Annotated in this window: 26 protein-coding genes; 17 read left to right on the top strand and 9 right to left on the bottom strand. The window is 68.5% G+C overall.

All coding sequences use genetic code 11. The features are described 5' to 3' along the window. Positions 1 to 140: 140 nt before the first annotated feature. Genes rutA through rutF form a run of 6 tightly spaced genes read left to right on the top strand, consistent with a single transcriptional unit; the run spans position 141 to position 4,436 of the window. Positions 141 to 1,253 (top strand): pyrimidine utilization protein A, encoded by a 1,113-nt coding sequence (gene rutA, locus RT97_RS04445; RefSeq protein ID WP_042577574.1) that lies wholly within the window; start codon positions 141 to 143, stop codon positions 1,251 to 1,253. A gap of 13 nt (positions 1,254 to 1,266) precedes the next feature. After that, complete coding sequence (gene rutB / locus RT97_RS04440; protein WP_253278123.1) at positions 1,267 to 2,061, top strand: pyrimidine utilization protein B; 795 nt, start codon at positions 1,267 to 1,269, stop codon at positions 2,059 to 2,061. Between the two features lie 24 nt (positions 2,062 to 2,085). Beyond that, complete coding sequence (gene rutC / locus RT97_RS04435) at positions 2,086 to 2,478, top strand: pyrimidine utilization protein C (RefSeq protein WP_042577573.1); 393 nt, start codon at positions 2,086 to 2,088, stop codon at positions 2,476 to 2,478. Positions 2,479 to 2,483: 5 nt separating this feature from the next. Next, positions 2,484 to 3,290: a pyrimidine utilization protein D gene (gene rutD, locus RT97_RS04430; RefSeq protein WP_042577572.1), complete on the top strand. Its 807-nt coding sequence runs from the start codon at positions 2,484 to 2,486 to the stop codon at positions 3,288 to 3,290. Next, positions 3,287 to 3,883 carry a malonic semialdehyde reductase gene (locus RT97_RS04425; protein ID WP_042577571.1) on the top strand — a complete coding sequence of 199 codons (597 nt, stop codon included), beginning with the start codon at positions 3,287 to 3,289 and terminating at the stop codon, positions 3,881 to 3,883. The genes rutD and RT97_RS04425 overlap by 4 nt, the downstream gene beginning before the upstream one ends. A gap of 16 nt (positions 3,884 to 3,899) precedes the next feature. After that, positions 3,900 to 4,436 (top strand): NADH-dependent FMN reductase RutF, encoded by a 537-nt coding sequence (rutF, locus tag RT97_RS04420; protein WP_042577570.1) that lies wholly within the window; start codon positions 3,900 to 3,902, stop codon positions 4,434 to 4,436. 1 nt (position 4,437) lies between these two features. Here the strand turns inward: rutF and rutR are convergent, their stop codons facing one another. Further along, positions 4,438 to 5,145, bottom strand: a complete 708-nt coding sequence (rutR, locus tag RT97_RS04415) for an HTH-type transcriptional regulator RutR (RefSeq protein ID WP_042577569.1) — start codon at positions 5,143 to 5,145, stop codon at positions 4,438 to 4,440. Positions 5,146 to 5,347: 202 nt separating this feature from the next. Between rutR and RT97_RS04410 the strand changes: the two genes are divergently transcribed. The 7 genes from RT97_RS04410 to RT97_RS04380 all read left to right on the top strand — a co-directional run bounded on the left by RT97_RS04410 (position 5,348) and on the right by RT97_RS04380 (position 12,229). Continuing rightward, positions 5,348 to 6,349 (top strand): isopenicillin N synthase family dioxygenase, encoded by a 1,002-nt coding sequence (locus RT97_RS04410; RefSeq protein WP_042577568.1) that lies wholly within the window; start codon positions 5,348 to 5,350, stop codon positions 6,347 to 6,349. 13 nt (positions 6,350 to 6,362) lie between these two features. Continuing rightward, positions 6,363 to 6,749: a VOC family protein gene (locus RT97_RS04405; protein WP_042577567.1), complete on the top strand. Its 387-nt coding sequence runs from the start codon at positions 6,363 to 6,365 to the stop codon at positions 6,747 to 6,749. A gap of 62 nt (positions 6,750 to 6,811) precedes the next feature. Next, positions 6,812 to 7,915, top strand: coding sequence for a BMP family ABC transporter substrate-binding protein (locus RT97_RS04400; RefSeq protein WP_042577566.1), 1,104 nt, complete (start codon positions 6,812 to 6,814; stop codon positions 7,913 to 7,915). Between the two features lie 19 nt (positions 7,916 to 7,934). Then, complete coding sequence (locus RT97_RS04395) at positions 7,935 to 9,470, top strand: ABC transporter ATP-binding protein (protein ID WP_042577565.1); 1,536 nt, start codon at positions 7,935 to 7,937, stop codon at positions 9,468 to 9,470. After that, a complete protein-coding gene (locus tag RT97_RS04390; protein ID WP_080898160.1) occupies positions 9,463 to 10,623 on the top strand; it encodes an ABC transporter permease in 1,161 nt (386 codons plus the stop codon). The genes RT97_RS04395 and RT97_RS04390 overlap by 8 nt, the downstream gene beginning before the upstream one ends. Next, a complete protein-coding gene (locus RT97_RS04385) occupies positions 10,623 to 11,558 on the top strand; it encodes an ABC transporter permease (protein ID WP_042577564.1) in 936 nt (311 codons plus the stop codon). The genes RT97_RS04390 and RT97_RS04385 overlap by 1 nt, the downstream gene beginning before the upstream one ends. Then, positions 11,555 to 12,229 carry a cysteine hydrolase family protein gene (locus RT97_RS04380; RefSeq protein WP_042577563.1) on the top strand — a complete coding sequence of 225 codons (675 nt, stop codon included), beginning with the start codon at positions 11,555 to 11,557 and terminating at the stop codon, positions 12,227 to 12,229. The genes RT97_RS04385 and RT97_RS04380 overlap by 4 nt, the downstream gene beginning before the upstream one ends. A gap of 4 nt (positions 12,230 to 12,233) precedes the next feature. On the opposite strand, the gene RT97_RS04375 is transcribed toward RT97_RS04380, so the two are convergent. Next, positions 12,234 to 12,983 (bottom strand): hypothetical protein, encoded by a 750-nt coding sequence (locus RT97_RS04375; RefSeq protein WP_042577562.1) that lies wholly within the window; start codon positions 12,981 to 12,983, stop codon positions 12,234 to 12,236. 47 nt (positions 12,984 to 13,030) lie between these two features. Here RT97_RS04375 and RT97_RS04370 point away from each other — a divergent pair, with 47 nt between their 5' ends. From RT97_RS04370 to RT97_RS04360, 3 genes are read left to right on the top strand one after another with little or no spacing between them, the layout of a single operon-like run. Further along, positions 13,031 to 13,630 carry a LemA family protein gene (locus tag RT97_RS04370; protein WP_371127398.1) on the top strand — a complete coding sequence of 200 codons (600 nt, stop codon included), beginning with the start codon at positions 13,031 to 13,033 and terminating at the stop codon, positions 13,628 to 13,630. A gap of 12 nt (positions 13,631 to 13,642) precedes the next feature. Beyond that, positions 13,643 to 14,557 (top strand): TPM domain-containing protein, encoded by a 915-nt coding sequence (locus tag RT97_RS04365; RefSeq protein WP_042577561.1) that lies wholly within the window; start codon positions 13,643 to 13,645, stop codon positions 14,555 to 14,557. 2 nt (positions 14,558 to 14,559) lie between these two features. Continuing rightward, on the top strand, positions 14,560 to 15,090 hold the full coding sequence (locus tag RT97_RS04360) for a TPM domain-containing protein (RefSeq protein ID WP_042577560.1): 531 nt from the start codon (positions 14,560 to 14,562) through the stop codon (positions 15,088 to 15,090). Between the two features lie 120 nt (positions 15,091 to 15,210). Here RT97_RS04360 and pdeM read toward each other — a convergent pair whose 3' ends face one another. Beyond that, positions 15,211 to 15,894, bottom strand: a complete 684-nt coding sequence (gene pdeM / locus RT97_RS04355; RefSeq protein ID WP_042577633.1) for a ligase-associated DNA damage response endonuclease PdeM — start codon at positions 15,892 to 15,894, stop codon at positions 15,211 to 15,213. A gap of 77 nt (positions 15,895 to 15,971) precedes the next feature. On the opposite strand from pdeM, the gene trxC reads away from it, so the two are divergent. Next, on the top strand, positions 15,972 to 16,418 hold the full coding sequence (trxC, locus tag RT97_RS04350; RefSeq protein ID WP_042577559.1) for a thioredoxin TrxC: 447 nt from the start codon (positions 15,972 to 15,974) through the stop codon (positions 16,416 to 16,418). Between the two features lie 5 nt (positions 16,419 to 16,423). Here the strand turns inward: trxC and RT97_RS04345 are convergent, their stop codons facing one another. The 6 genes from RT97_RS04345 to RT97_RS04320 form a co-directional block, all read right to left on the bottom strand. Further along, entirely contained in the window at positions 16,424 to 19,174 is a 2,751-nt protein-coding gene (locus tag RT97_RS04345; RefSeq protein ID WP_080898159.1) for a ligase-associated DNA damage response DEXH box helicase, read from the bottom strand. Further along, the gene (locus tag RT97_RS04340) at positions 19,171 to 20,850 is read right to left on the bottom strand and encodes an ATP-dependent DNA ligase (RefSeq protein ID WP_042577557.1); all 1,680 of its coding nucleotides are present in this window, start codon (positions 20,848 to 20,850) and stop codon (positions 19,171 to 19,173) included. The genes RT97_RS04345 and RT97_RS04340 overlap by 4 nt, the downstream gene beginning before the upstream one ends. Further along, a complete protein-coding gene (locus RT97_RS04335) occupies positions 20,847 to 21,974 on the bottom strand; it encodes a ligase-associated DNA damage response exonuclease (RefSeq protein WP_437184090.1) in 1,128 nt (375 codons plus the stop codon). The genes RT97_RS04340 and RT97_RS04335 overlap by 4 nt, the downstream gene beginning before the upstream one ends. Positions 21,975 to 22,045: 71 nt before the next feature. After that, complete coding sequence (locus RT97_RS04330; protein WP_042577556.1) at positions 22,046 to 22,567, bottom strand: DUF3617 domain-containing protein; 522 nt, start codon at positions 22,565 to 22,567, stop codon at positions 22,046 to 22,048. A gap of 77 nt (positions 22,568 to 22,644) precedes the next feature. Continuing rightward, complete coding sequence (locus RT97_RS04325; protein WP_155403724.1) at positions 22,645 to 23,343, bottom strand: phosphatase PAP2 family protein; 699 nt, start codon at positions 23,341 to 23,343, stop codon at positions 22,645 to 22,647. A 49-nt stretch (positions 23,344 to 23,392) separates the two neighbouring features. Continuing rightward, positions 23,393 to 24,559 (bottom strand): Gfo/Idh/MocA family protein, encoded by a 1,167-nt coding sequence (locus RT97_RS04320; RefSeq protein WP_042577554.1) that lies wholly within the window; start codon positions 24,557 to 24,559, stop codon positions 23,393 to 23,395. Between the last annotated feature and the right edge of the window lie 93 nt (positions 24,560 to 24,652).

The raw sequence follows: 24,652 nt of genomic DNA, 5'->3' as shown, positions 1-24,652 counted from the left end.
TTTTCGGATCGGCTGCTCCACTTTGGACCACATGGTCAAAACACACGCCTCGAAAAAACATAACTCATTGATTTGAAACGATTTATCCGACTGGCACGCGCCATGCATAGGGCTCTCCAACCCCGCAACAGGAGCCCTACATGAACGTCGGCATCTTCATTCCCATCGGCAACAACGGCTGGCTGCTTTCCGAAAACGCACCCCAGTACAAGCCCAGCTTCGCGCTCAACAAGGAGATCACGCTGAAGGCCGAGCACTACGGGGTCGACTTCGCGCTGTCGATGATCAAGTTGCGCGGCTTCGGTGGCAAGACCGAGTTCTGGGACCACAACCTGGAGTCCTTCACGCTCATGGCCGGGCTTGCGGCCGTGACCACGAAGATCAAGCTCTTCGCCACCGCCGCCTCGCTGGTGATGCCGCCGGCCATCGTCGCGCGCATGGCCTCGACCATCGACTCCATCTCCGGCGGCCGCTTCGGCCTGAACCTGGTCACCGGCTGGCAACGCCCCGAGTATTCGCAAATGGGCATGTGGCCCGGCGACCAGTTCTTCGGCACGCGCTACCAGTACCTGTCCGAATACATCCAGGTGCTGCGCGACCTCTGGGGCACCGGCAAGTCCGACTTCAAGGGCGAGCACTTCCAGATGGACGACTGCCGCCTGAGCCCGCAACCGCAGGCCGACATGAAGGTGATCTGCGCCGGCCAGAGCGATGCGGGGATGGACTTCTCGGCGAAGTACGCCGACTACAACTTCTGCTTCGGCAAGGGCGTGAACACGCCCAAGGCCTTTGCGCCCGCGGCGGAAAAACTCATCGAGGCCGCGCGCAAGACCGGCCGCCATGTCACCACCTACGTGCTGATGATGGTGATCGCCGACGAAACCGACGAGGCCGCGCGCGCCAAGTGGGAGCACTACAAGGCCGGCGCCGACCACGAAGCGATCGCCTGGCTCGGCCAGCAGGGCGCGGCCGACACCAGGTCGGGCGCCGACACCAACGTGCGCCAGATGGCCGACCCGACCTCGGCCGTGAACATCAACATGGGGACGTTGATCGGCTCCTACGAAACCGTCGCGCGCCTGCTCGATGAAGTGGCCGAGGTGCCCGGCACCGAAGGCGTGCTGCTGACCTTCGATGACTTCGTGCAGGGCATCGAGGCCTTCGGCGAGCGCATCCAGCCGCTGATGAAGAGCCGCGCGCATGTGCAGAGCCCGGTGCCCTCGAAGGTGGAACCCGAGCGCCTTGCGGCCTGAAGAGGAGACGCGCATGACCACGCCTGCACCGAAGAACACCACGCTCACATCGACCACGCCCGTCGGCGCGCCGCGCCTGCCCGGTGCGCCCGCACCGCTCGTGCTGCCCGCGCGCCCCGAGCCGCTGGCGTTGCACGCCAGCGACTCCGCACTTATCGTCGTCGACATGCAGAACGCCTACGCGTCGATCGGCGGCTACGTCGACTCGGCCGGCTTCGACATCTCCGGTGCGCAGGGCACCATCGCCAACATCGCACGCACCATCGCCGCCGCGCGCGCGGCCGGCATGCTTGTCGTGTTCCTGCAGAACGGCTGGGACGCGGCGTATGTCGAGGCGGGCGGCCCCGGCTCGCCCAACTGGCACAAGTCGAACGCGCTCAAGACCATGCGCGCCAGGCCCGAGCTGCAGGGCAAGTTCCTCGCCAAGGGCGGCTGGGACTACGAACTCATCGACCAGATGAAGCCGCAGGCCGGCGACATCGTGGTGCCCAAGACGCGCTACAGCGGCTTCTTCAACAGCACGCTCGACAGCACCCTGCGCGCACGCGGCATCCGCCACCTGGTGTTCACCGGCATCGCCACCAACGTGTGCGTCGAATCGACGCTGCGCGACGCGTTCCACCTCGAGTACTTCGCCGTGATGCTGGAAGACGCGACGCATGAGCTGGGCGGCGCGGCCATCCAGAAGGCCTCGGTCTACAACGTCGAGACCTTCTTCGGATGGGTCTCCACGGTGGACCAGTTCTGCAGCACTTTCGCACCGCCGTCCGTCACCCCATCTGTTCCGGCCGACGCGGCCATCGCCTGATTTTTTTCTTTCGAAGGAGTCCCCATGCCCAAGCAAGCCATCATCCCGCCCGGTACCGGCGTGCCGCTCGCTCCCTACGTTCCCGGCACGCTCGCCGACGGCGTGCTCTATGTGTCGGGCACGCTGCCCTTCGACAAGGACAACAACGTGGTCCATGTCGGCGATGCGAGCGCGCAGGCGCGGCACGTGCTTACCACCATCCAGGGCGTGGTCGAGGCCGCGGGCGGCACCATGGACGACGTGACCTTCAACCAGATCATGCTCAAGGACTGGGCCGACTACGCGAAGATCAATGCGGTGTATGCCGAGTTCTTTCCCGGCACCAAGCCCGCGCGCTACTGCATCCAGTGCGGCCTCGTGAAGCCCGATGCGCTGATCGAGATCGCATCGATCGCGCACGTCGGCAAGAAGGCCTGACCCGCATGACGTCGCTGCACTACGAGGTGCATGGGCCGTCGGATGCGGCGGCCACCGTGCTGCTGTCGTCGGGCCTGGGCGGCTCGGCCGGCTTCTGGCAGCCGCAGCTCGGTGCGCTGGTCGAGGCGGGCCATCGCGTCGTCGTCTACGACCAGCGCGGCACGGGCCGCAGCCCCGACGTATTGCCCGGCGACCACGCCATCGCCCACATGGCGCGCGACGTGATCGAGATCCTCGATGCCGCGGGCACTGCAAGGTGCCACTTCGTGGGCCATGCGCTCGGCGGCCTTGTCGGCTTGCAGCTCGCGCTCGACGCACCCGATTGCGTGGCGAGCCTCGTGCTCATCAACGCATGGTCGAAACCGAACCCGCATTCGGCGCGCTGCTTCGATGCGCGCCTGGCGCTGCTCGGGGCGCTGGGTGCGCGCGCGTATGTCGAAGCGCAGCCGATCTTCCTGTACCCCGCCGCGTGGTGCGCCGAGAACGCCCGGCGCGTGGCCGACGAAGTCGATCACGCGTTCGCGCATTTCCCGGGCGAAGCCAACATGCGCGCGCGCATCGCCGCGCTGCGTGCCTTCGACATCGACGCGCGCCTGGGCGCCATCACGGCGCCGACGCTCATTGCAGCCGCCAAGGACGACGTGCTCGTGCCCTGGACCTGCTCGCAGCGCCTGGCCGACGGCCTGCACGACGTCACGCTCGACTTCATGCCGCACGGCGGCCACGCGCACAGCGTGACCGAGGCCGCCGCCTTCAACCGCAGCCTGCTCGACTTTCTCGCGCGGGTCAGCACACCCGCAGTTCCCGCATGACCTCCTCGCAGATCCTCGATGAAGCCGCGCTGGCGCTTCTCTTCACCCGCGCGCGCAGCCACAACGGCTGGACCGGCGAGCCCGTGTCCGATGCCCAGCTGCAGCGCATCCATGCGCTGGCCAGCCTGGGGCCGACCTCGGCCAATTGCTCGCCCGCGCGCTTCGTGTTCGTGCGCACGCCGGAGGGCAAGCAGCGCCTTGCGCCCGCGCTCTCCAAGGGCAACCTGGACAAGACCATGTCGGCCCCCGTCACCGTGATCGCCGCGTGGGACCGCAAGTTCTACGACAAGCTCCCCACGCTGTTCCCGCATGCCGATGCACGCAGCTGGTTCACCGGCAGCCCGGAAGCCGCGCACGAAACCGCTTTTCGCAACGCCAGCCTGCAGGCCGGCTACCTGCTGCTCGCCGCGCGCGCGGTGGGCCTGGACGCAGGGCCGATGTCGGGCTTCGACAAGCCGAAGGTCGATGCCGCGTTCTTCGAAGGCACCGACTGGACCACCAACTTCCTCATCAACCTCGGGCACGGCGATCCGTCGAAGGTGTTCGGCCGACTGCCGCGCCTGCCCTTCGACGAAGCCTGCATCCTGGCCTGATCTTCAGGAGCCTTCCATGCTGAACGCCATTGCATCTCCTGTCCCCCCGAGCGGCCTGCCGCCGGTGTTGCCCAAGGCCGACTACCGCAACGCGATGGCGCGGCTGGGTGCGGCGGTGAACATCATCACGACCGACGGCCCCGCGGGCCGCGCCGGCTTCACCGCCTCGGCCGTGTGCAGCGTGACCGACGAGCCGCCGATGCTGCTCGTGTGCCTGAACCGCTCGGCCTCGGTGTACCCCGCGTTCACCGCCAACGGCGTGCTCTGCGTGAACGTGCTGGCCGCGGGCCACCAGACGCTCTCGGGCCTGTTCGGCGGCAAGACGCCGATGGACGAACGTTTCGCCGCCGGGCGATGGAGCCGCAAGACCACCGGCTCTCCGGTACTCGACGATGCGGCCGCGTCATTCGACTGCCGCGTGGTGAGCGCCACCCGCGCCGGCACGCACGACGTGCTGTTCTGCGAAGCGGTGGCGATCGCCATCGGCGGCGCCGCGCAAAGTCTCATCTACTTCGATCGGCGCTATCACGAGATCGCCGCCCCGCCGCACTGAATCAACGCACGGTGATGCCCTGGAGAACGATGCGCTGCACGTTCTCCACCGTCTGCTCGAAGAACGCCGCATCGTCCAGCGTGTGCCCCGACAGCGCATGCACCTGCACACCGAAATCGGCGTAGTGCTGCGTGATCGCCCAGAGCGCGAAGATCAGATGGTGCGGATCGACCGGAGCGAGCTTGCCGGCCTCCACCCAAGCGCGAATCACCTCCGATTTACGTTCCACCAGCGTGCGCAGTTCGCGGTCGAGTTCATCGCGCAGCAGCGGCGCGCCCTGGATCATTTCAAGACAGAACAGGCGTGATGCATCGGGCCTGTCGCGCGAGATCACGAGCTTGCGGCGGATGTAGTCGCCGATGGCCTCGCCCGGGTCCTGCTCGGCGCTGAAGCCGCGCAGCGGTTCGAGCCACAGCGCGAGCAGGTCGCGCAGCACGTTGACGTACAGCTCCTCCTTGTTCGCGAAGTAATAGAGCAGGTTGCTCTTGGACACATCGGCGCGCGCCGCCACCTGGTCGATCGATGTGCCATGCAGCCCGAAGCGCGAGAACAGCCCCAGCGCGGCACCGAGAATCGCGCTGCGCTTGTCCTCGATCTGGCGCAGGCGCCGGCTCACGGCGGAGGCGCTGCGCACCGCGGGTTTCGCGCGCTTTCGCGCCGGGCTCTTGTCGGTGCTGCTGGCTGCGGCCAGCGCCTTGGTCTTCGGCATCTTCCCTCGCTCTTCGTCAATGGATTGCAGGTTCTCTGAACGGCGCACCACTGTAAGGCCGCGGTGCATCGCGTTGCGCCACGGCGGCCCCGAGGCCCTCGCGGCGCGCACCATGCTGACGCGACAAATGCGATTTGTCCATTTGGTCCAACTGGCACAGACGTTGCATGGCGAAAGGCATGCCAAGCATGAGGACCCGCCCATGACCCTGCTGTCCGTACCCATCATCGATCTCGCGCCCTACTTCGCCGGCACGGCCGAAGGCAAGGCGGAGATCGCGAAGAAAGTCGACGAGGCCTGCCGCAGCATCGGCTTCCTGGTCATCACCAACCACGGCATACCAGCCGAGCTGGTGTCGCGCGTCTCCTCGCTCTCGCGCGAATTCTTCAACATGCCGCTGGCGGAAAAACGCAAGGTCGACCGTCCGCGCGAGGACGCGGTGCGCGGCTACAGCGCGGTCGGCGAAGAGGGCCTCTCGTACAGCCTGGAAGAAGCGGCGCCCGGCGACCTCAAGGAGTCGTTCTCCATCGGCCCGTCGAACGTGCCCGACGACGACTACCACCACGGCCCCGCCGCCGGCCCGCACTTCGAGCCCAACAGCTGGCCGCCCATCGAGGGCTTCCGCGAAGCCTATGAAGGCTACTTCGAGGCAATGAGCGACCTCTCGCGTTCGCTCATGCGCATCTTCGCGCTCGGCCTCGAACTGCCCGAGACGTTTTTCGACGACAAGATCGACGAGCACATCAGCATGTTCCGCGTGCTCAGCTATCCACCGCAGCGCGAAGCGCCGCTGCCGGGCCAGCTGCGCGCAGGCGCGCACAGCGACTACGGCAGCCTCACGATCGTCTTGCCCGACGACAAGGGCCTGCAGGTCTTCAACAAGGCCGGCCAGTGGGTCGACGTGCCGCAGGTCGAGGGCGGCATGGTCGTCAACATCGCCGATCTCATGATGCAGTGGACCAACGACCTGTGGGTGTCCACGCTGCACCGCGTGGTCAACCCGCCCTTCGAGGTGGCGAGCACCAACCGCCGGCAGTCGCTGGTGTTCTTTCACCAGCCCAACTACGACGCGATGGTCGAGTGCCTGCCCAGCTGCCTCGCGCCGGGCGAAGCGCCCAAGTACGCGCCCATTTCGTCGGGCGACCACCTCACCTCGAAGTTCGTGAAGCAGACGACCTTCGGCGGCACCAAGGCGACAGCCTGAGCTGGAGCACGGCATGGCTCATCTCTCCTACGTCAACGTGTTCGCCAAGGACGTGGTCGCGCTCAGCGGTTTCTACCAGCGCGTGTTCGGCTTCTCCGAGATCGAGGCGATCCGCTCGCCCATCTTTCGCGGCCTGGACACCGGCAAGTCGAGCCTGGGCTTCAACGCGCTCGATGCCTACGAGCTGCTGCACCTGGCCGAGTTCTCCGACACGCGCGGCGTGAAGTTCCTGCTGAACATCGACGTCGACAGCCAAGCCGATGTCGACCGCATGGTGCCCGTCGCGCTCGAGGCCGGCGCCACATTGATCAAGCCGCCCTACGTCACTTACTACAACTGGTACCAGTCCGTCTTGCTGGACCCCGAGGGCAACGTGTTCCGCATCAACTTCATGATGTGACGCGCGCGACCTCTCTCGTTTTTCTTCCGTCCCACTTCCTGCTTCCCATGAAAGGTCGCTCCATGCTGCGCACACCCACCACCGGCTTTCTCGGCCTTGCACTGACGCTCGCAGCCGGCGGCGCGTTGTTCACGCTGCCCGCGGTGGCGGCCGACGGCTTCACCCTCAAGGACAAGCCGAAGATCGCGATGCTCTACTTCGGCCCGAAGAACGACGGCGGCTGGACGCAGGCCTTCGACGAAGCCCGCGTGAAGATCGAGAAGGAGATCGGCCAGAAGATCCAGTTCGTCGAGAACGTGCCCGAGGACGCCTCAGCCATCAAGCCGGCGGCCGAGAAGTTCATCCAGCGCGGCGCCAACATCGTGATCGGCACGGCCTTCGGCTACTCCGACAGCTTCAAGGACCTGGCCGCCAAGTATCCCGACGTGGCCTTCCTCAACGGCTCGGGCACGACCAACGGCACGAACCTCGAATCGTTCTACGGCCGCACCTACGAGAGCCAGTACCTCTGCGGCATGGCCGCGGGCGCGGCATCGAAGACCGGCAAGCTCGGCTTCGTCGCGGCCAACCCCTTCGGCGTGGTGAACTGGACCATCAACGCCTTCGCGCTCGGCGCGCAGAAGATGAACCCGAACGCCACCGTCAACGTGATCTACACCGGCGCCTGGAACGATCCGGTGAAAGAGCGTGCCGCCGCGGCAGCCCTCATCGACCAGGGCGCCGACGTCATCGGCCAGCACGTGGACAGCCCCACGCCGCAGATCGTGGCGCAGGAGCGCGGCGTGTACGGCACCGGCCACCACCGCGACCTGCGCCAGTTCGCGCCCAAGGCCACGCTGTGCTCGTCGGTGTGGGTGTGGGACCGCTTTCTCGTGCCTGAGTTGAAGAAGGTGATGGCCGGCGGCTGGAAGCCCGCGCAATACGGCGCCTTCATCGAGATGAAGGACGGCGGCACCGACATCGCGGGCTTCGGCCCCGCGGTTCCAAAAGACAAGGCCGCGGCGATCACCGCGGAACGCGAAGCCATCCTGAAGGGCAAGCAGATCTACGCGGGCCCGCTTGCCGACCGCGATGGCAAGGAGCGCGTGGCCAAGGGCGCGGTGCTCTCCGATGCCGACCTCTGGAAGATGGACTGGTTCGTCAAGGGCGTGGTCACGCAGAAATAGACAGCCGGACAGACAGGCCATGCCCGCCAACGCGCTCGAACTCAGCGGCATCCGCAAGACCTTCGACGGCTTTGCGGCGCTGACCGACGCCCACTTCGCCGCGCGCTGGGGCGAGGTGCATGCGCTGCTCGGAGAGAACGGCGCGGGCAAGTCTTCGTTGATGAACATCGCCGCCGGTCTCTATGCGCCCGAGGCCGGGCAACTGCTGGTGGACGACAACGTGGTGCGCCTGGCCGGTCCGCGCGATGCGGCCCGGTACCGCATCGGCATGGTCCACCAGCACTTCAAGCTGGTGCGGCCGTTCACGGTGGCGCAGAACATCCTGCTCACCGCGCCGCCGCCGGCCGAGTTTCAAAGCCATGGAGAGCGGCTGCGCGAGATTTCGCGCGACATCCGCAACAAGGCGTCGGAGCTGGGCTTCGACATCGATCCCTCCAGGCGCATCGACGCACTCTCGATTGCCGAGCAGCAGCGCGTAGAGATCCTCAAGGTGCTGCTCGCGGGCGCGCGCATCCTGATCCTGGATGAACCCACGGCGGTGCTGACCGATCAGGAAGCCGCACGCCTCTTGCAGACGGTGCAGGGGCTTGCACGCAGCGGTTCTGCCGTGGTGTTGGTCACGCACAAGATGGCGGACGTGAAAAAGTATGCCGACCGCGTGACGGTGATGCGTGGCGGGCGCACGGTGGCAACGCTGGAGCCCGGCGCCACGTCGGTGGGCGAACTCGTGAGGCTCACGGTAGGTGAATCCATTGCCGCGCCTTCGTCGCAACCGGCAAAGGCGCCGCGCGGGCCGGTGCGGCTGTCAGTGCGCGGGCTGCGCTCCTCGGCGTCGCCGCAAGGCCGCCGCGTGCTCGACGGTGTCGACCTCGAACTGCACGCCGGCGAAATCTACGGCCTCGCCGGCGTAGGCGGCAACGGGCAGAGCGAACTGGCTGGCGCCATCATGGGCCTGCCCGAAGTCAGCGGCGGCCTCGAAGGCGAGATGCATCTTGAAGGCCATGGCGATCTGAAGACCATGTCCGCACCCGCGCGGCGCAATGTCGGCATTGCCGCGATCCCGGCCGACCGCTACGGCCTCGCGCTCGCAGGCGGCCTGTCGGTCGCGGAGAACTACGCCATCGGCCGCGTGCACAGCGGGCGCTACGGTCCCGTGTGGCACTTGCGCCGCAACCGCATCCAGGCCGACACGCAGGAAGCCGTGCGCGCCTTCGACGTGCAGGGCGTGCGCTCGGTGTCGCAGAAGGCCGCGCTGCTCTCCGGCGGTAACGCGCAGAAGCTGGTGCTGGCGCGCGAGTTCGGCAAGTCGCCGACGCTGGTGCTCGCGCACAGCCCGAGCCGCGGGCTCGACGTGCGCGCCAGCGCCGAGGTGCATGCGCGCCTGCGCGCCGCGCGCGATGGCGGCGCCGCGGTGCTGCTGATCAGCGAAGACCTCGACGAGGTGCTGCAGCTGGCCGACCGCGTGGGCGTGATGACGCGCGGACGCATCGCCGGAGAGTTCGCACAGCCGGCCGACCGGCAGGCCATCGGGCAGGCGATGGTGGACCATGGCTGACGCATCGCTCGCAGCCATGGCGCATTCACCGGCGGCAGACATGAAAACACCCACGCCCGCGCGAGCGCCGCAGCCGCTCGCGAGCCGCCGCTACGCGCTGGAGATCCGCCAGCACATGGCACGCCGGTGGCAGGCGCTGATCCTGGCGATCGCGCTGCTGGCGGGCCTGGCGATCTCCGCTGCGATCCTCGTGGCCGCGGGCGTGCCGGCCGGCGAGCTGGCCAACGAGTTCGTGATGCAGACCTTCTTCGACGCGCAGAACCTGCGCGCCGTGCTGTTCCAGGCCGCGCCGATGATCCTCGTGGGCCTGGCGGGGTCGATGGCCTTCCGCGCGCGCTTCTGGAACCTCGGCCTCGAGGGCCAGATGATCTGGGGTGCGATCGGCGCCACCGCCGTCTCGATGTGGCAGGTCGGCCCCGAGAGCCTGCGCCTGCCGCTGATGTTCGTCGCGGCCATCGGCTGCGGGCTGCTGTGGGTGCTGGGCCCCGCATGGCTCAAGCTGAAGCTCGGCGTGAACGAGATCATCTCGACGCTGATGCTCAACTACATGGCGGCCAACTTCCTCCTGCACCTGGTGTACGGCAACTGGAAGGACCCGAAGGACAACTTCCCCTACTCGCCGCAGTTCCGCGCCTTCGAGCGGCTGCCCGAGCTGGGCGCGGGCGTGGGTAGCGCGATCCTGCTGGCGGGCGTCGTCGCGCTGGCCGCCTGGTGGCTGGTGGGCGTGAGCCGCGCCGGGCTCTACCTGCGCTTCGTCGATGCGAACGCGCGCGTGGCGCATGCGGTGGGCGTGCCGGTGCGCCGCACCATCTACGGCGCCGTGCTGCTTTCGGGCGCGATGGCGGGGCTCGCGGGCTTCGCGGTGGCCTCGGGGCAGGAGGGCCGGCTCACGCAGGCCTTCTACCAGGGCTATGGCTTCTCGGGCATCCTCATCGCCTTCCTTGCGCGCAACAACCCGCTGGCCGCCGCCGTGGTGGCGCTGCTGGTCGCGGCACTGTTCGTGACCGGCCGCAGCCTGCAGGTGTTCTACCAGGTGCCTTTCTCGATGGTGCAGCTGATCCAGGCAGTGATCGTGGTGTGCGTGGCGTCGAGCGATTTCTTCATTCGCCATCGCATTCGGCGCATCGGCACCGGCAACGCGGAGGCCGTGTGATGGACGGCGGCATCGTTCTCAACTGGCTCGCGAGCACGCCGGACTTCGCGGTGCCGTATGCGCTGGCCGCGCTAGGCCTGATCATTTGCGAACGCGCGGGCGTGCTCTCTCTGGGCGCCGAGGGGCTGATGCTGGTCGGCGCGCTGGCCGGCATCGGCGCGCAGCTCACGCTCGGCCAACCGGTCGTGTCGCTGGTGCTGGCGATGCTGGCGGCCAGCGCGGTGTCGATGCTGTTCGCGGTGATGGTGATCTGGCTGCGCGTGAACCAGGTGATCGCGGGCCTGGCGCTGGTGTTCTTCTGCCAGGGCCTCACGGCGCTGGTCGGCTCGGTGGCCGAATGGACCAACCACGCGACCGGAGGCATCGGCACGATGGCGCTCTGGCCGCTGTCGCTGCTTCCCGGCGTGGGCCGGCTCTTCGAGCAGAACGCGATGGTCTGGCTCACGCTGCCGATCTTCGGCGCGGTGGCCTGGTTCTTTACGCGCACCTCCAGCGGCCTGCGCCTGCGCGCAGTGGGCGAGAACCCGCAGGCGGCCGATGCGGCGGGCATCCGCGTGGCGGCATGGCGGTTCGTTGCGGTGCTCGCGGGCTCAGCGCTGGTCGGGCTGGCGGGCGCCTACATCTCCGTGGTCAGCACCAAGCTCTGGATCGCGGGCATGACCGGCGGACGCGGCTGGATCGCGGTGGGCCTGGTGATCTTTGCGCGCTGGTCGCCCTGGAAGGCGCTGGCGGGCGCGCTGCTGTTCGGCTGCATCGAAGCGCTGATCCCGCAACTGGCCGCGGCCGGCGTCCAGCTGCCGCAGTACTTCGTGATGATGACTCCGTATGCCGTCACGCTCGGCGTGATGATCTGGGTCGCGCTCGGCAAGAAGCGCGGCGGCGACGACGAGCCCGGCGCGCTGGGCCAACCCTACGTGAGAGAAGAACGCCGATGAAGGCCTGGGTCTATAACGAGGAGCGCGAACTCGACACGGCGCAGTTCGCCGACTACCTGAACCCCGCCACCACCGCGGTCGTTTCCATCGACATGCACCGCGGGCACCTGGACGACAGCCCCGACTGCCCATGCCCCGCGCCGCGGGCACGCGACGTGGTGGCACCGATCGACAGCTTTCACGACGAGGTGCGCGCGCTGGGCGTGCGCATCGTGCACATCAAGTCGGTGCTGCGGCCGGGCGGCGAAGACGACATCCACGGCATTCCCGCTGCGTGGCGGCGCACCTTTCCCTTGCATGTGGGCGCGATCCCGAATGCCGACGCGCACGCCATCGAAGGCTCGCGCTGGACCGAATGGGTCACGCGCGTGGAACCCGGCGACATGCGCGTGGACACCAAGCGCCGGCTCTCGGCGTTCTACCCGACCGACCTGGACTTCCTCTTGCGCAACCAGCGCATCGAGACGGTGGTGCTCAACGGCGGCTTCACCGACTGCTGCGTGCTCAATACCGCCTTCGACGCCAACAACCGCAACTACCGCGTGGTCGTGCTGCGCGACCTGGTGCGCGGCACGGACGCGCACCTGGAGAACGCGGCGCTCGCCATGGTGTCGCTGCACCTCGGGCTGGTGGTCGATTCGGCAGAGATGCTGCGCCAGTGGCGCGGCTGATGCGCTAGCTCAACCAGCGCTGCGCCACGGCCTGCATCTGGCCCTGCGAAGCCTCCCACACCATCTCTGGCGCGGCCACGTGCACACCGGCCGGCGCGATGCGCAACGCGATGTCGACGAGTTCCGCCACCTTGGAGGCGCGCACCGGCTGTTCGCTGCTGGGCACCATGAAGCGCACGATCGACAGCATCCAGGCGGCCAACCGCTCGGCGGGGTTGGCGAATTTCGCATGGAGCGGCTTGCGCGCCGAGCGCACGAGGATCACCCGGTCGAAGCCGTTGGCGACCACCGACTGCTCGTCCAGGCTCGCGAGCCCGCGCTTGAGCGCCTCGGGCAATTTGCCCTGGTCATGCGGCTGCACGATGGCCAGCGTCTGCACGCCGCAGGCCCGCAGCCATTTCGCAAGCTCGGGCAGGTCGGAAGGCTGCGGCACCCACAGCGCACGCTCGCGGTCGTGATAGAGCCGGGGCGGGTCGAAAGCGATGACCGCGGTGTCGGCCGAGGTCAGCGGCCATTGCGCGATCGGCAGGTCCGGGCTCAGGTACGTCTCGACGCCGCGAAGTCCGTCGCGGATCGGCTCGCGCGACAGCACGCGGGCATGGGCAAAACGATGGCGCCCGGCCAGCTTTCGGAGCAGCTCCTGCCCCAGGGCACCCGTCGCACCCGCGATCAGCAAGGTGCCGGCGTTCGCCGCATGGATGGGCGATACCGCGCGGTTCGCGGCCTGCAGTGCCTGTAGGGGATCGAGGGACATGGAGCCACCTATGCTACCTTCCGCTTCTTCTCGCGGAGGTAATGCAAATGATGATGAAGCGCTGGCTCTTGATTCTCGCGGCGGTCCTGTCCCTGAGCGGATGCGGCTACAACCAGTTCCAGTCCCTCGACGAGGCCAGCAAATCGGCCTGGAGCGAGGTGCTCAACCAGTACCAGCGGCGCGCCGACCTCGTGCCCAACATCGTGGCCACCGTCAAGGGCGAGGCCAGCTTCGAGCAGGACACGCTCACCAAGGTGATCGAGGCGCGCGCCAAGGCCACCTCGATCCAGGTGACGCCCGAGACGCTCAACAACCCCGAGGCCTTCAACAAGTTCCAGCAGGCGCAGGGCGAGCTCTCCTCGGCACTGTCGCGGCTGATGGTGGTGTCCGAGCGCTACCCCGAGCTCAAGGCGAACCAGGCATTCCGCGACCTGCGCGTGACGCTGGAAGGCACCGAGAACCGCATCACCGTCGCGCGCAACCGCTACATCGAGAGCGTGCAGGAGTACAACGTGCTCGCGCGCAGCTTCCCCACCAACATCACCGCCAAGATCTTCAGCTACGCGCCCAAGCCCAACTTCTCGGTGCAGAACGAAGCGCAGATTTCGACGCCTCCGACGGTCGACTTCAGCGCACCCAAGAAGTAAGAAGCCGCATCGATGGTTGCAGCCCTGATCCGCCGCGCGCTGGCTGCAGTCTTCGTCGCAGCGCTTGCATGGGTCGCCTTGCCCGCGCTGGCGCAAGGCCTGCTGCCGGTGCCCACGCTCACCGCGCGCGTCATCGACCAGACCGGCACGCTCGACGCCGCGCAGCGCTCGGGCCTGGAGACGAAGCTCGCGGCTTTCGAGCAGCGCAAGGGCTCGCAGATCGTGGTGCTGATGGTGCCCACCACCCAGCCCGAGGACATCGCCAGCTATGCGCAGCGCGTGGGCGACGCCTGGAAGATCGGCCGCAAGGACGTGGGCGACGGCCTCCTCGTGATCGTCGCCAAGGACGATCGCAAGATGCGCATCGCCACGGCCAAGGCGCTCGAAGGCGCCGTGCCCGACCTCGCGGCGGTGCGCATCATCGACGAGGAGATGAAGCCGCGCTTTCGCAACAACGACTTCGCGGGCGGGCTGAATGCGGCGGTGGACCGGCTCATCGGCCTGGTCGACGGCGAGCCGCTGCCCGAGCCTTCGCGCAACGACGGCGGCAGCAGCTCGGGCGGCGACTTCGACTGGGAGAACCTCGCGATCTTCCTGTTCGTCGGCGTCTTCGTCGGCGCGCCGATCGTGCGCGCCATCCTGGGCAAGACGCTGGGCTCGGTCGTCATGGGCGGGGGCATCGGCGCAGTCGCGTTCTTCCTCACGACCAGCACGGTCATCGCGGTGATCGCCGGGCTGATCGCGCTGATGGTCTCGCTGTTCTCGGGTCTCGCCGGATTCGGTGGGGGTCGCGGCGGCAGAGGCGGTGGCGGCTGGACCAGCGGCGGTGGCGGCGGATGGGGCGGAGGCGGCGGGGGTGGCGGCGGCGGCTTCAGTTCCGGCGGCGGTGGCAATTTCGGCGGCGGCGGCGCTTCGGGAGACTGGTGAACATGGCAACTGCACAACCGTCGCACTTCTCGAAGCTGGGCCGCATCTGGCGCCACCGCTGGACCGACGAAGCCGCCGTGCGGCGCGTGCTGCCGGCGGACGCCATGCAGCGCCTGGCCGCCCGTGTGGCGGCGAGCGAGCGGCGCCACAGCGGAGAGATCCGCATCTGCGTAGAAGCGGGCTTGCCGATGTCGTACCTCTGGCGCCATGCGCCGCCGAGGGAACGCGCCGTCACGCTGTTCGGCAAGCTGCGCGTGTGGGACACCGAGCACAACAACGGCGTCTTGATCTACCTGCTGCTGGCCGAGCATGCGATCGAGATCGTGGCCGACCGCGGGATCGACTCGCGCGTGGACGATGCCGAGTGGGCCGCGATGGCGCAACGCATGGGCACGGCGTTCCGCGAAGGCCGCTTCGAGGACGGGCTCACGCAGGCGCTGGAAGAAATGTCGGCCCTGCTGGTCGCGCACTTTCCGCTGGCCGAGGACCAGGCCGACACGAACGAGTTGCCGAACGAGCCGGTGGTGCTCTGACTTTTTCTTTCTCCCTCCCCCGCTGGGGGAGGGCTGGGGTGGGGGCAAGCGGCGTGGCCATCGGGCGCTCTGCCTGCCCCCATCCCAACCTTCCCTCAGAGGGGGAAGGAGCCAAGCACTTCAGTCCGAGGACGGCAGCGCCCACACGGTCTCACCGCCCACCGCGTAGAAGCGCCGCTCCGGCGCCCGCTCCATCAGCCACCCACCCGTGAACTCGCCGAAGGCGGGCAACACCGCCTGCCGCGCATCGCTCACGAAACAGGGCAGCCGCACGCTGTCGCGGCCCGGTCCGAAGAGCCTGCACACCGGGTGCAGGTGGCCCGCGAGCACGAAGTGCGTCGCATGCGACTGCGGATGGTGGCAGCAGGCGAACGGTCCGAGCAGGAAAGGCTCGTCGACCACCTCTATGCCCAGCGCGGCCGGCGGATCGCCTGCGCGGCTGTCGTGATTGCCGCGCACCAGCGTCATGGCAACGGCTGCATGCGTTGCACGCCAGGCATCGAGCGCGGCCAGCACCTGCGGCGTGCGGGCCTGCACCGCATGCATGAAATCGCCGAGAAAGACGATGTGCCGCGGGGCGTGCGTGGCGACCAGAGCGTCGAGCCGCGCGAGGTTCTGCTGCGTGGTGCCGCCCGGCACCGGCTGGCCCAGCGCGCGATAGGTCGCGGCCTTGCCGATGTGCAGGTCGGCAATGAACAGCACGCGCTCGCCGGGCCACCAGAGCGCGCGCTCGGGCAGCAGGTGGAGCCGCTCGCCGGCCCATTGGACAGCGAGCGTGGACGCGGTAAGGTGCGAAGAGGTCACGGCCGACGAGTGTCGCAAAAGACGCCCGGCCCGGCGGCGGCCTTGCAATTCAACCGTGCGAGCCCCAGTTTTCCCCCATGACCGAATCGCCCCCGAAGCTCATCGTCTGTCCGCACTGCCACACGACCAACCGCGTGCGCGCGGAGCAACTGGGCAGCGCGCCCGACTGCGGCAGTTGCCATAGGGCGCTGTTCGCCGGCCATTCGACCGCGCTGCCCGACGAAAAGACCTTCGACCGCCACATCGCACGCAACGAAATCCCGGTGCTGGTCGACTTCTGGGCGCCGTGGTGCGGCCCCTGCCGCCAGATGGCGCCGGGTTACGAACAGGCCGCGGCCCAGCTTGAACCCCATGTGCGCCTGGCCAAGGTCGACACCGAGGCCGTGCCCGCGCTCGGCGCGCGCTTCAACATCCGCAGCATCCCGACGCTGGCGCTCTTTCGCGGCGGCCGCGAGGTGGCGCGGCAGGCCGGCGCGATGGGCGCGGCGGACATCGTGCGGTGGGTGAAAGCGCACGGCGGCTGAAAGACTCACAGCGGAGGTAGCGGCCGAGAAGGCCGCCTGCGCTCGCGCGGTGGCCTGGGCGGCTTGCCCGGCCCTTCCTGCCCGAACGCCAGCGTGCTCTTCACACGCTCCACGCCGCCGGCCGTGACCACGCCGCCCGCGGCTTTTTCCAGCTGCTCGACCATGCGCGCGATGCGGTCGGCCACGTTCTCGTTCGACAGCTTCTCGCGGAACAGCTCGACCATCAGCGGAAACGAAAACGGTGTCGGCCGCTCGAGCGGCTTGAGCACGAGCTGCTGCGTGGCCATGCGCTCCAGGCTCGCACGCAGGCGCCCGATCTCCAGCTCCTGCGACAGCAACTCCTGCTCGGCCTGCTGCAGCAGCTTGTTCGCCGGGTCGTATTTGCGGAACACCTCCCAGAACAGCGAAGACGACGCCTGCAGCTGCCGGCTGCTGCGCTTTTCGCCCGGATAGCCCTGGAAGATCAGCCCCGAGACGCGCGCGATCTCGCGAAAGCGCCGCTGCGCCAGTTCGCCCGCATTGAGCGAGGCCAGCACCTCGTGCAACAGCACAGTGCGCGCATCGGTGTCGCCCTCGCCTTCCGGCAGGCGCAGCACCTGCGGCAGCAGCGCGGGCCAATCGACCTCGGTCGCGCTCAGCAGCTCGAAGCCGTAGTCGTTGACGGCGATCGAGAAGGTGCGCGCCTCGTGCTGCGCCACGCGCCAGGCCAACAGGCTTGCAAGCCCCAGGTGTACATGGCGACCGGCGAACGGATAAAGGAAGAGGTGCGAGCCCTCGCGCGTCTTCAGCGTCTCTGCGAGCAGCGTCTGCGGCGTCGGCAGAGCGGACCACTGCTGCTGGATCTCCAGCAGGGGCCGCACGCACTGCAGCTCGGGCGAGTCGTAGTGCCCCTCGCCCGCCAACGCGAGCTGCTGCACGACCGCATCGGCCAGCGTGTTCGACAGCGGCATGCGCCCGCCATTCCAGCGCGGCACGGCAGCGCGCTTGCCGCTGGCGCGGCGCACCCAGGCCGTCATGTCGTGGATGCGCACCAGTTCGAGCAAGCGGCCGCCGAAGAGGAAGCAGTCGCCGGGCTTCATGCGCGCGACGAATCCTTCCTCGACGCTGCCGATCTTCGCGCCGCCCAGGTACTGCACCGCCATGCTCGCATCGCTCACGATGGTGCCGATGTTCATGCGATGGCGCCGCGCGAGCCGCGCATCGGGCACGCGCCACACGCCTTCCGCATCGGGCACGGCGCGCTTGTAGTCCGGGTACACGGCGAGCGATGGGCCGCCTTGCGAGACGAAGTCCAGGCACCACTGCCAGCTCTCGCGCGAGAGCGATTCGTAGGCGGCCGTGCCGCGCACCTCGTCGTAGAGATCGTCGGGCACGAAGCCGCCACCGAGCGCCACCGTCACCAGGTGCTGCACCAGCACGTCGAGCGGCTGGTCGGGCGAATGGCGCGCCTCGATGTGCCCCGCCGCAATCGCCGTGCGCGCCGCGGCGCCCTCCACCATCTCGATGCTGTGCGTGGGCACGAGCGTGATGCGCGACGGCCGCCCCGGCGCATGGCCCGAGCGGCCCGCGCGCTGCAACAGCCGCGCCACGCCCTTGGGCGAGCCAATCTGGAGCACGCGCTCCACCGGCAGGAAATCCACGCCCAGGTCCAGGCTCGAGGTGCACACCACCGCCTTGAGCTCGCCGCTCTTCAGGCCCAGCTCGACCCATTCGCGCACCGCGCGGTCGAGCGAGCCGTGATGCAGCGCGATGGTGCCGGCCCACTCGGGCTTCGCCTCGAGCATCGCCTGGTACCAGATCTCGGCCTGCGAACGCGTGTTGGTGAAGACCAGCGTCGTGCTGCTCGCGGCGATCTCCTCGATCACCTGCGGCAGCATCGTGAGGCCCAGATGTCCGCCCCACGGAAAGCGCTCGGCGCGGCCGGGCAGCAGCGAATCGATGACGAGCTTCTTGGGCACCTGGCCCTGCACCAGCACGCCGTCTTCGTGGCCCAGCAGCGAATGCATCGCTTCCTGCAGGTTGCCGAGCGTGGCCGACATGCCCCAGATCGCGAGGCCCGCGTTCCATCGCTTGAGTCGCGCGAGCGCCAGCTGCACCTGCACGCCGCGCTTGTTGCCGAGCAGCTCGTGCCACTCGTCGACCACGACCATCTTCACGCGGCCCAGCACCTGGCTCGCGTCCGCACGCGCGAGCAGCAGCGACAGGCTTTCGGGCGTGGTGACGAGCACGGTCGGCAGCCGCTCGTTCTGTGCGCTGCGCTCGGCCGAGGTGGTGTCGCCGCTGCGCGCGCCGGCGCTCCACGGATGCACTTCGGCGCCGAGGGCTTCGAGCGGCTGCTTGAGCGCGCGCAGCGTGTCGGCAGCGAGCGCGCGCATCGGCGTGAGCCACAGCACGGTGAGCGGCGGGGCCGAAGGGCGAGCGGTTTCCTTGCGCGCCTGCGAGAAGACCTGCAGCGCGCCGAGCCATACCGCATAGGTCTTGCCCGCGCCGGTGGTGGCATGCAGCATGCCGGACTTGCCTTCAGCAACAGCCTTCCACACGTCGCGTTGAAACCTGAACGGCTTCCACCCGCGCGAGACGAACCACGCATCGAGCGCAGCCTTGACTTCAGTCTTGCTCCTTCCCCTCCCGGGGGAAGGTTGGGATGGGGGCACGCGGCCTTCGATGGGCAGTCGGTTCTTGATACGCCGCTTCGCCCCACCCCCGCCCTCCCCCGGGAGGGGAGGGAGGAATGCGGGGTCCGCCGGGTCGGTCATGACGGCAGCAGCGCAGCCAGCGTCTGCAGCGTGTCGGCTTCGGCCACCGGCTTGTCCTCGCGCCAGCGCAGCATGCGCGGAAAACGCACCGCGATGCCGCTCTTGTGCCGCGTGCTGCGCGCGATGCCTTCGAAGCCCAGCTCGAACACCAGCGTCGGCTTGACGCTCTTGACCGGGCCGAAGGTCTCGACCGTGGTCTTGCGGATGATCGCGTCCACCCGCCCCATCTCCGCGTCGGTGAGCCCAGAGTAGGCCTTGGCGAACGGCACGAGCTTGCGGTCCGCTTGCTCGGGCGGGCCGTCCCACACGGCGAAGGTGTAGTCGCTGTAGAGGCTCGCGCGGCGCCCGTGGCCGCGCTGCGCGTAGATGAGCACGGCGTCGATGCTGAGCGGCTCGATCTTCCACTTCCACCACACGCCCACGTCCTTCGTGCGGCCCACGCCGTACTGCGCGTCGCGGCGCTTGAGCATCATTCCTTCGACGCCCATGGTGCGCGCGGCCTCGCGCTGGCGGGCGAGGTCGCTCCAGTCGAGGCCGGTGAGCATCGGGCTCGGCAGCAGCGACGGGTGCTGCATGCGCGTGACGAGTTCATCGAGCAGCACGCGGCGCGCCGACTGCGGCTCCGCGCGCAAGTCGCGTCCCTCCCATTCGAGGAGGTCGTAGGCCAGCAGCACCACGGGGATGTCGCGCAGCAGCTTGGCGCCGAGCGTCTTGCGGCCGATGCGCTTCTGCAGCTCGGCAAAGGGTTGCACCTTGCCTTCGCCGTCGGGTGAAGACTCGTCCTTGCGCCACACGGCGATCTCGCCGTCCAGCACCGTGCCGTCGGGCAGCGCCTCGCCGAGCACCGCGAGTTCGGGGAATCGATCGGTCACAAGCTCTTCACCGCGCGACCACAGCCACACCACGCCCGCGCGCTTGACGAGCTGCGCGCGGATGCCGTCCCACTTCCATTCGACGATCCAGTCGGCCGGCGGCCCCAGCACCGCATCGAACTGCGCGAGCGGAATGTTGAACGGATGCGCGAGGAAGAAGGGGTACGGCTGCCCGCTGGTCTTTTGCACCTGCTCGGCATCGGACTCCGGCGCGATCAGCGTGGCGTAGTCGCCGGCCCGCGGCCGCGCACCGATGTGCGTGTAGCCCATGAGCCGCTGCGCGACGCGCTTGGCGTCGATGCCGCCCACGGCCGCGAGCGCCTGCGTGACCTGCAGCTTCGACACGCCGACGCGAAAAGCGCCCGTGATGAGCTTGAAATACACCAGCCGCTCCTCGGCCGCGAGTTGCCGCCACTGGGCACGCAGCCGGCCCGCCAGTTCCTCGGGCGCGGTCTTGGCAGCTTCGCGCAGCGGCAGCAGGTGCTCCTCGACCCAGGCTGCGAGCCCGAGGTCGTGTACCTCGGTCGGCGGTGGCAGCAGGAGCGCGATGGTCTCGGCAAGATCGCCGACCGCGTCATAGCTCTCGTCGAACAGCCACTCGGGCAGGCCCGCCGATTCCTGTGCGAGCAGGCGCAGCAGCTTGGTGGGCACGAGCTGGCGCGGCTTGCCGCCTGCGAGGAAGTAGACGGCCCATGCGGCATCGGCCGCGTCGGCGTCGCGCAGGTAGCGCTGCAACGCGGCCTGCTTCACCAGGTTCGAGGTGCTTGCGTCGAGTTCGCGATAGAGCGCGGCGAAGGCTTTCATGTCTTGGCTCCTTCCCCCTCCGGGGGAAGGTCGGGATCGGGGCTGGCAGCGTCTCCATCGAGCGCCGCTTGCGCCCTCCCCGGCTCTCCTCCGGCGGTGGAGGGAGCTTCCTGGTCGTCCTCGTCGCCGTACTCGGTCTTGAAGCCCTGCGCATCGAGCCCGTTTTCCGTGAGCCACCGCACCATCACCTGCACGCTGCCGTGCGTCACGAACACGCGCTCGGCACCGGTGCCCGCGATGGCCTGCTGCAGGCCGGGCCAGTCGGCGTGGTCGGACATGACGAAGCCGCGGTCCACGCCGCGCCGGCGGCGCGTGCCGCGCAGCTGCATCCAGCCGCTCGCGAACGCATCGGCGTAGTTGCCGAAACGCTTCATCCACGGGGTGCCCTGCGCCGAAGGCGGCGCCAGAACGAGGGAGCGTTTGAGCAGCGCCGCATCGACGCCCGGATCGCTGACGCGCAGCGTCTGCGGCAGCGCCACGCCGGCCGCGCGGTACACCGCATTGAGCGGCTCGACCGCGCCGTGCACGACGATGGGACCGATCGACGCATCCACGCCGTGCAGGATGCGTTGCGCCTTGCCGAAGGCATAGCAGAACAGCACCGAGGCGCGCCCGGCTTCCGCATTGGCGCGCCACCACGCATCGATGTCCGCGAACAGCACCGCCTGCGTGGGCCAGCGGTAGATCGGCAGGCCGAAGGTCGACTCGGTGATGAAGGTGTCGCAGGGCACGGGCTCGAACGGCGGACAGGTGCCGTCGGGCTCGGTCTTGTAGTCGCCCGAAGCGACCCAGACGCGGCCGCCGTGTTCGAGCCGCACCTGCGCCGAGCCCAGCACGTGGCCGGCCGGGTGCAGCGAGAGGCGCACGCCGTGGTGCTCGATGGCTTCGCCGTAGGCGAGCGTCTGCAGGTTGATGTCGGCGCCGAGACGCGTGCGCAACGTGCCGGCGCTGTCGGTATGCGCGAGGTAATGCGCGTGCCCGATGCGGGCGTGGTCCGAATGCGCGTGCGTGATGACCGCGCGCCCCACCGGCCGCCACGGGTCGATGTAGAAATCGCCGGGCGGGCAATACAGGCCTTCGGGCCGGGCGACGACGAGATCCACCTTGTCGGGCATGGCCGCCATCGTAGGGCCGGCCATGCGGCGGCGCTGCCGAACGGCCGCCCCGAAGCGGTGTGGGCCGGCGCCTACTTGGGCTACTTCTTGCCGCGCCCGCCGATCATGTCGTGCACGTTCATCTTCATGCCGTTCATCACCATGTCGCCGGGCTTCTGGTCGGCCTTGCACGGTCCGACCCAGCGGGCCTCCACGACGGTGGTGGCCCCGGCGCGGCCCATGAGCGGCGGGCTGTAGGTCGACTTGCTCTCCAGGCGGTAGCCGGTGCTGAAGTCGCCGGTCATCACGGCCTGCGAGGTGGCCGTGGTCTGGCCGATCTTGCAGACCGAGTCGATCACCATCTTGCCGCCCTCCATGCGCATGTCCTGCTTGGCGCACATGTCCTTGCCCATGCCCTGGCCCATTTCGCGCAGCATCTTGTCGGTGGCGGCATCGATGCATTGCTGGATCGCCTCGGGCTTCGCCTTGCTGCCAGCGCCGTCACTGGTCTGCATTTCCCAGAGGCCGGGTTTGCGCGCGGGATAGTCGATGGCGAAGGCGGGGCCGGCGTAAATGCCGGCGGCCGCCAAGCAGGCAGCGGCAACGGTCGAACGGATCTTCATGAGGGCTCCTGCATCGGGGTGGACGGCGATGCCAGTTTGTACCGCAGGCGCCGCGCCCGACCAATACAACGGCCGGCCTACACCGCGCGCGCGCCCACCGGCGGCGCGGCCGCGCTGCGCTCCCGCGATACGAAGCCGAGCGCGAGCCCCAGCACCAACCCGCCGAGCACGTCGATCAGCACATGCTGGCGCACCGCCATCGTCGAATACACGATGGCCACGGCCCACGCCACGTTGAAGAGGCGCAGCCATGCGGGCGCGCCGGCGTCGCGCAGTTGCCGCGCGAGCACGATGCAGGCGAACACCGAGAACGACACATGCAGCGACGGAAAGGCATTGCCGGCCGAGTCGACCGTCTTCAGGAAATGCAGCGAGGTGCCCGGCGTGGCATCGATCGTGAAGTTCGGTATCGCCGTGGGCATGAACCAGAAGACGACCAGCGCGAGCGCCGTCATCGCCGCGCACCCGAAAGAGAAGCTCCAGAGCTCGCGCCTGTCCTTGGCCAGCAGCACCGGCAGCGCGATGTAGCCCCAGAGCGAAAGATAGATGGGAAGCACCGCCGGCCAGAACGCGATCAGGCGGTCGAACGCGGTAAGCGGCAACACCCACGCCTGGCCCGCGTTCTTCATGATCCAGAAGTACAGCGGAAAGAAGCCGATGGTGGCGACGGTGTTGCCCACCAGCTTGAGCGGCCACAGCGTCTTGCAGCGCAGCCACAGGGCGCGCAGCCATCGCGTCGAAGGAAGCGGTGAATCGTCGAAGGAAGGGTGCGTCATGGATGCCGGCGGCAACGCGGCATGGCCTCGCGGGTGCGAGGCCGGCGCATCACCAGGGCGTCCACTTTAATTGGCTTTGGGCCGAAGCCACCGTGCGCTCGATGAACCGCACGCCGCGCGCACCGTCTTCCACGCGCGGGTAGTCGGCCGCCAGCGGATCGGCCGTCTGCCCCGCGAGGCGCGCGCGGATGTCCGCCGCCACGCCCGCATAGATGTTGGCGAAGGCCTCGATGAAACCTTCTGGGTGGCCCGTCGGCAACCGGCTCGCGCGCTGCGCCGCCTCGCACAGCCAGGGACCGCCGCGCGTAAAGATGCGCTTGGGCCCGTCGTGCGGCAGGTGCACCAGCTGGCTCGGCTGCTCCTGGTGCCATTCGAGCGTGCCGAGCGCGCCGGAGATGCGCAGGCGCAGGTCGTTCTCCAGGCCCGTGCTGATCTGCGAGGCGATCAGGACGCCGCGCGCGCCGCCCTTGAAGCGCAGCAAGAGGCTGCCGTCGTCGTCGAGCATGCGGCCCGGCACGTGCGCTGTGAGGTCTGCGCAGAGGCTTTCGATTTCGAGGCCCGTGATGCTCGCCACGAGGTTCTCGGCGTGCGAGCCGATGTCGCCGATGGCGCCTGCGGCGCCGCTGCGCGCGGGGTCGGTGCGCCAGTCGGCCTGCTTGTTGCTGCCGCTGCCCTCGACGTGGCTCGCGAGCCAGCCCTGGTTGTATTCGACGACGATCTTGCGGATGTCGCCCAGCTGGCCCGAGCGCACCATCTCGCGCGCCTGCCGCACCATCGGGTAGCCGGTGTAGTTGTAGGTAACGCCGAACACCGTGCCCTGCTTCGCGACGGTGGCAACCAGTGCATCGGCCTGGTCGCGCGTGTGGACGAGCGGCTTGTCGCACACGACGTGGAAGCCTGCGTCGGCGAAGGCCTGCGCGACGGGAAAGTGCACGTGGTTGGGCGTGACGATCGAAACGAAATCGATGCGCTGGTCCGCCGGGCGCCGGAGCTCGTCGGCCAGGAGCGTCTGCCAGTCGCCGTGGTTGCGGTCGTCGGCCAGGCCCAGGTCGCGGCCCGAGGCGCGTGCCTTGTCGGGGCTGGACGAGAGCGCGCCGGCGACGAGTTCGATCTGGCCGTCCAGCGCCATGGCCTTGCGGTGCACGGCGCCGATGAAGGCGTCGCGGCCGCCGCCGACCATGGCGTAGCGGAGCTTGCGAAGAGGTATGGAGCTCATGGGTAGTTGGCTTCCGTGTTGTCCCCGCTCCCCTTGGGGAGAGGGTTAGGGTGATGGCTGGGGCGGCTGCATGCGCACTGCTTTGCAATCGAT

It is taken from the genome of Variovorax paradoxus (assembly GCF_000834655.1).
In the GTDB taxonomy this organism is placed as follows: domain Bacteria; phylum Pseudomonadota; class Gammaproteobacteria; order Burkholderiales; family Burkholderiaceae_C; genus Variovorax; species Variovorax paradoxus_F.
This window is presented reverse-complemented; position numbering and strand designations above follow the sequence as displayed.